The sequence below is a fragment of the Oleiphilus sp. HI0125 genome, from assembly GCF_001635355.1.
Genome location: NZ_LWGF01000627.1, coordinates 1 through 5,144, shown reverse-complemented (window position 1 = coordinate 5,144; position 5,144 = coordinate 1). Strand labels below are relative to the sequence as shown.

The following is a 5,144-nucleotide window of genomic DNA, read 5'->3' as shown; positions in this document are numbered from 1 at the left end:
CGCTCAGGCTCTCTAAGAAAGTCGTTACAAAATGCTGACGCGTTTGCTCACCATCACTCACGATATCTATTCCTGCATTTTCTTGCTCCTGCAAGGTAACGCGAAGTGCATCTTGTTTACCGGAGACTAAGTCCTCTCCCTCCAACTTCCATGGTGACCAGAGTTTTTCAGGTTCCGCTAACCATGAAGGCTTGGGTAAGCTACCAGCCGTCGAAGTAGGTAATAATTTTTTCATCATGAATTTCCGTCTTTTTAGGCCAATCACGAGGCTAGGTTTTGTAAAACATCGTTTGATGGGGAAAAGTTTGCCGACCATTTTTCTAGAACATTCTGGTAGGGCTTTATAAAATTCTCCTCAGCAAACTTCCCTTGCTTGATGGCTAACTGACTACGTTCCTGTCTGTCATAAACAATTTGCGTTAAGGAATGATCTGAATGCTTCAATTTTGGCTGATAGTGATTACCCGCCACCGCGTTAGCGTTGTAGATTTCAGGCCGATAGATTTTCTGGAAGGTCTCCATCGTACTGATGGTACTGATCAACTCTAGATTGGTGTAATCGCTAAGCAAATCGCCAAAGAAGTAGAACGCAAGCGGCGCGACACTGTTTGGTGGCATAAAATAACGCACTTCAAAGCCCATCTTTTTGAAGTATTGTTCAGTCAAAGAAGATTCGTTTGGTAAGTATTCAATGCCTAAGACAGGATGACCGTTTTCTGTACGTTGATAAATTTTATTATCAGACACACTCAGACAGATAACAGGCAGCTTGTTAAAGTTCTTTTTGTAAGTATCAGAGCAGATAAAATCTTTGAATAGATTGCCATGTAGATCGCCAAAGTTATCAGGAATACTAAAATGATCCTGGTCTTTATTATGATCCAAAAGCAGCACGCTAAAATCATAATCCCGAACGTAAGATGAGAAGTTATTCCCTACAATGCCTTCAATTCTCTTATTCGTAAGGCGGTCAACAACATAAGTCTTGAGAATTTCTATCGATGGAAATTTTTCACCATTTCCTTCGATATCCATGTCGACCGATACAATCTCCAAGTCAACTGAATAGCGATCACCTTTTGGGTTGTCCCAATTAGCGAGAGCGTTGAATCGGCTATCCACCATTCTCAAGGCGTTTCGCAGATTCTCTTGACGGCTTTCACCTCTCGCCAGGTTTGCGAAATTAGTTGTGATTCGAGTACCGTCTGATGGACGATAGTGTTCATCAAACTGAATTGTCTTAATTGTGTATGTAAACCCTTTACTCATGGTGACCTGACCTCCCGTATACATGCTATGCCGCATTTAAAACTGTATATAGTTATACCCAGATCAAATCATGAATAAAATTGATTTTATTTCATTATTTTATGAGTTTTTATCATACTTAATTGGGGCGAGAGGATAGAACCTAGCGAAAAACCTAGGTTTTACCGGTTGATATCGGATATTCGTAGCCACGTGCCATTTCAATAAATGCATTGAGATACTTAATATCGCCATCACTTTCGCGCGTCCCCACGAATATCTGCTTGGCAATGCCCTCTCTACCTAAACGCACCACACTTAAAGGAAGCTTTTTACAATACTCCTCTGCTAACCAACGTGGCAGAGCAGCCACACCGCGCCCACAAGCGACCATCTGTAACATGATCTCGGTCGTCTCACTGGTTTTGTGAAGTCTGGGCACGACACCCGCCGGATTAAGGAACTGGCTATAAATATCGAGTCGATCAGTGGCGACCGGATAGGTCAGTAAAACCTGGTCTCTTAAATCTTCTGCTTCTGCATATTGGCATCCAACTAAATCGTGCCCCCGAGGCACAACCAAGACCTGCTCATAATCAAATACAGGGGTGAAATTTAGGCCGCTTTTATAGAACGGATCTGGCGTCACCAATAGGTCAATTTCGTAATCTAACAGTGCGCCGACACCACCAAACTGGAACTTCTGTTTTACATCTACATCCACATCTGGCCACGCATCCAAGAACGGAGAAACGATTTTTAACAACCATTGATAACAAGGATGGCATTCCATACCAATTCGCAATGTGCCTCGCTCACCTTGCGCCATTTGCTTGAGCTTTTCTTCAGCATGATCTAGCAAGGGAAGCACGCGATTCGCGATATTTAATAGATAACGACCTGACTGAGTGAGACGCAAACTGCGCCCTTCTCGCAACCAAATTTCGGCGCCGAGATTATCTTCCAGCTTTCGCATCGTGTGACTTAAAGCGGATTGCGTCACGCAAAGCGCTTTAGCAGCCGCCGTTAATGATCCGTTCTGTTCAACGGCGTGCAGAATTCTAAGGTGAGTACGTTCAATCATCGTTAAGTTCAGCAAACATCATACATGAGAAATATTAATCGGTACGTGAAAATATACCATTTTTACTCATCACAAAAGTCCTCTAAGCTTGCTAGAACTCGATTATTGAAATAGTAATGATGGCTTTGATATGAACAAAGTTGCGAATAAAGTTACGCATGAATGTCAGGTCTTGAGCGTAGAACCCTTGACCAAAGATACCCTAGAGATCGAATTACTTTCTCCCGTCGGCACCTCGCTGAATTATCATGCAGGGCAGTATCTGCAGCTGGAACTCGATCTAAATGATGATGGAGAACCACAAGCGTTTTTTTATACCATTGCGAATCGTTGCGACCCAAACCAAGCTCGTCGAATACAACTGTATATTCAGAATGGTAGTGAGTTAGCCGGTAGAATATTGAAACACCTTACAAAATGTCTTATCGATAGGGCATCAGTGTCCGTGACCTTACCGATGGGGCAGGCTTTTTTGCAAACCAACCTTAATCAAAGGCATCTATTGATCGCCTCGGGATCAGGTATCGCGAAGATTAAATGCTTAACCGAAGAGGCTCTTACAAGACAACCTAAAGCACTGATCAATATCTATTGGTCGAATAGACATATCGACGACTTCTATCTGCTAAACCAATTTCAAGGCTGGGCAAAACAACATAAGAACCTCACCTTTACGCCGATCTTAGAAACAGAAAATAGTGAATGGAATGGCCGCTCCGGTTATATCTATGAGGTGATTGAGCATGATTTTGAAGACCTCGACAATACCAAGGTTTATTTATGCGGATCGCCCCAAATGGTATACGGCACTATCGATAAACTTGAATCCAAAGGCCTTAACGAAGCAAATTGCTACTCCGATGTTTTTGAATACGCGCCTAGAGAACGACGAATAGCAATTTAGGAATTGGACAGTTCAGTTCAACGCCCTTGCCCTATAGGAAGGGTTCTCTGGTAACAATGTTTTAATCTCAAGCAAACACGCATGGCACAAGCAGCCTTGCCAATGTTCCGAAATAAACGCCATTTGTTCTCTAGATAAGTGGACATCGCTACAGTGGCAAATTGTGATTGATCCCATTTTACATTCAAAGGGTGATCCACAACGGGGGCATTTGATTTCTTCATGGTTCGGCATATTTCTTTACAACGCAAATTGAACTCGGTAAACGGTCCTTTGCGAAAAAAGAAGAAACTACAGGAGGCAAGATAAGCGGTAACACTAAGCTTGCTTAAGGCAACTAAAACCTGTCTTTCTATACCTCATGATCGCGAAGGCATGAAAGTTCACCCAATAGTTTGTGGATGAACTGCGTTGGCAGGTCTTCGGACTTAAGGGCAAATAAGCTGAGCTTAGTTTTCTACGGCGACGGCTTCCCGGAGCTCTTTCCAGTGCCTGATCTTAATCTATATGAGATACCAATCGTGTCGCTTTCGTTCCCTATTACCGCTGCGCGTCAGTTCTGGATTCTCACCAGATTTCCTCTTAGCACAACCTGTAGATACCCTAAGGCATCTATTTAGTAGGCGTGAACCAATGCGGTACTGAATATAAGTTTACTGGCCTAATTATGCAACTAGTGGAGCACTAGTCGCCATGACTCAGCAATTCAAATTAAAGAAGCGTTGTGACTCTATCTATACCAGTTCTATAGGACCATGATCATCACAATGCCCGTTGTGCACGTGGTGTAACCTGCCATCCACTAAATAATCTATGTGATCTCCATGAGGCACCGCTTCGTGGCCACAACCTGGACCATGAACATGATCTCCGCAGGAGTGTAAAGGCTTACACCCATCTGGATTAGCGTCACTAACCTCGATGGTATGTTCATCGTAGTGATCTTCATGAGGGTGGTGTAGATGCCCGTCATGAATATAGTCGATATGATCGCCATGACGAATCGCAGTATGTCCACAGTTTGGGCCATGAGTGTGATCAGGGTGGGATGAAGTGTTTGAGCAAGACATAGTATTCCTCCACAATCCGAATATTAATCAGCGGTCTATGTCAGTTTAGTCGACTATGAATGCCTTAGTATCAAAAGTACTCAGGTGATAAGATCATTTTGTTATTACTAACATTGAGCTTCAGTCATTTAGTGCGCTTCTATCTTTAAGCACACATCGAAAAACAAGCGATTTTCAGGTCTGCAATGTCTGTTTAGGTAATTGAACTAGGTCAAAGTTAGACCAGAAAACTCGGCCAAATACTAAACCGATCCCTAATGACGGTTTAGGAGGTATTTCTACCAAATTGGAATGACCGCTTTCTCATGAAAGTGAATGCCCGCAAACCAAGATTTCTTTCCTGACTGAAGGTCCGCTTTCCTCTTTTAGCCAACGTACAGCACCAACTCATATAATATTGTTTTTGTTATTCTTTCTAAGTAAGGATTTTATAACTGAAGAACATCAATTATTTCCCTAATTTACTACATCGTCGAGACAAGATTTACAGCAAGAATTGATCTAGATAACGCATCGGATATATTGAACAGATGCTTATTACTTTTACCAAAATCAATAAACCACCATTCGTGTAAAACTTTTCGACAGTTTGAGAACTACGTTTTTTAGTGCTCTTAAACTATTGCTTTGTGGATTTTGTTGCCGGCATTTCCGTTTAGCTTATTCGTTAAAACAAGAAATAAAAACATGATCAAAAGTAGTACACTGCGCAACCAGACAAAACGGTAAACGAGGATAACGTGCAAGATATTTATATCATCCATGAAAATGAAGAGTGGGTCGTACCACTTCGCGCTGCATTTGCTGAGCACGGTGTTGAAGCCAAAGAATGGTTTTT

The 5,144-nt window shown here is 42.3% G+C and carries 5 protein-coding genes, 1 pseudogene and 1 riboswitch; of the genes and pseudogenes, 1 reads left to right on the top strand and 5 read right to left on the bottom strand.

Going from position 1 to position 5,144, the window contains the following annotated elements:
- From A3762_RS08220 to A3762_RS08210, 3 genes and pseudogenes are all read right to left on the bottom strand, one after another.
- Nucleotides 1–235, bottom strand: a pseudogene (locus tag A3762_RS08220) (methionine synthase); the annotation flags it as partial.
- Between the two features lie 26 nt (nucleotides 236–261).
- Nucleotides 262–1,269: a DUF1852 domain-containing protein gene (locus tag A3762_RS08215; RefSeq protein WP_068754900.1), complete on the bottom strand. Its 1,008-nt coding sequence runs from the start codon at nucleotides 1,267–1,269 to the stop codon at nucleotides 262–264.
- 154 nt (nucleotides 1,270–1,423) lie between these two features.
- A complete protein-coding gene (locus tag A3762_RS08210) occupies nucleotides 1,424–2,332 on the bottom strand; it encodes a LysR family transcriptional regulator (protein ID WP_068754898.1) in 909 nt (302 codons plus the stop codon).
- 130 nt (nucleotides 2,333–2,462) lie between these two features.
- On the opposite strand from A3762_RS08210, the gene A3762_RS08205 reads away from it, so the two are divergent.
- Nucleotides 2,463–3,236: an NAD(P)H-flavin reductase gene (locus tag A3762_RS08205; RefSeq protein WP_068754896.1), complete on the top strand. Its 774-nt coding sequence runs from the start codon at nucleotides 2,463–2,465 to the stop codon at nucleotides 3,234–3,236.
- Between the two features lie 12 nt (nucleotides 3,237–3,248).
- Here A3762_RS08205 and A3762_RS28800 read toward each other — a convergent pair whose 3' ends face one another.
- Nucleotides 3,249–3,470 carry a cysteine-rich CWC family protein gene (locus A3762_RS28800; protein ID WP_082869020.1) on the bottom strand — a complete coding sequence of 74 codons (222 nt, stop codon included), beginning with the start codon at nucleotides 3,468–3,470 and terminating at the stop codon, nucleotides 3,249–3,251.
- 161 nt (nucleotides 3,471–3,631) lie between these two features.
- A riboswitch (cobalamin riboswitch) is annotated at nucleotides 3,632–3,857 on the bottom strand.
- A 113-nt stretch (nucleotides 3,858–3,970) separates the two neighbouring features.
- Nucleotides 3,971–4,306, bottom strand: a complete 336-nt coding sequence (locus A3762_RS08200; protein ID WP_082869019.1) for a hypothetical protein — start codon at nucleotides 4,304–4,306, stop codon at nucleotides 3,971–3,973.
- Between the last annotated feature and the right edge of the window lie 838 nt (nucleotides 4,307–5,144).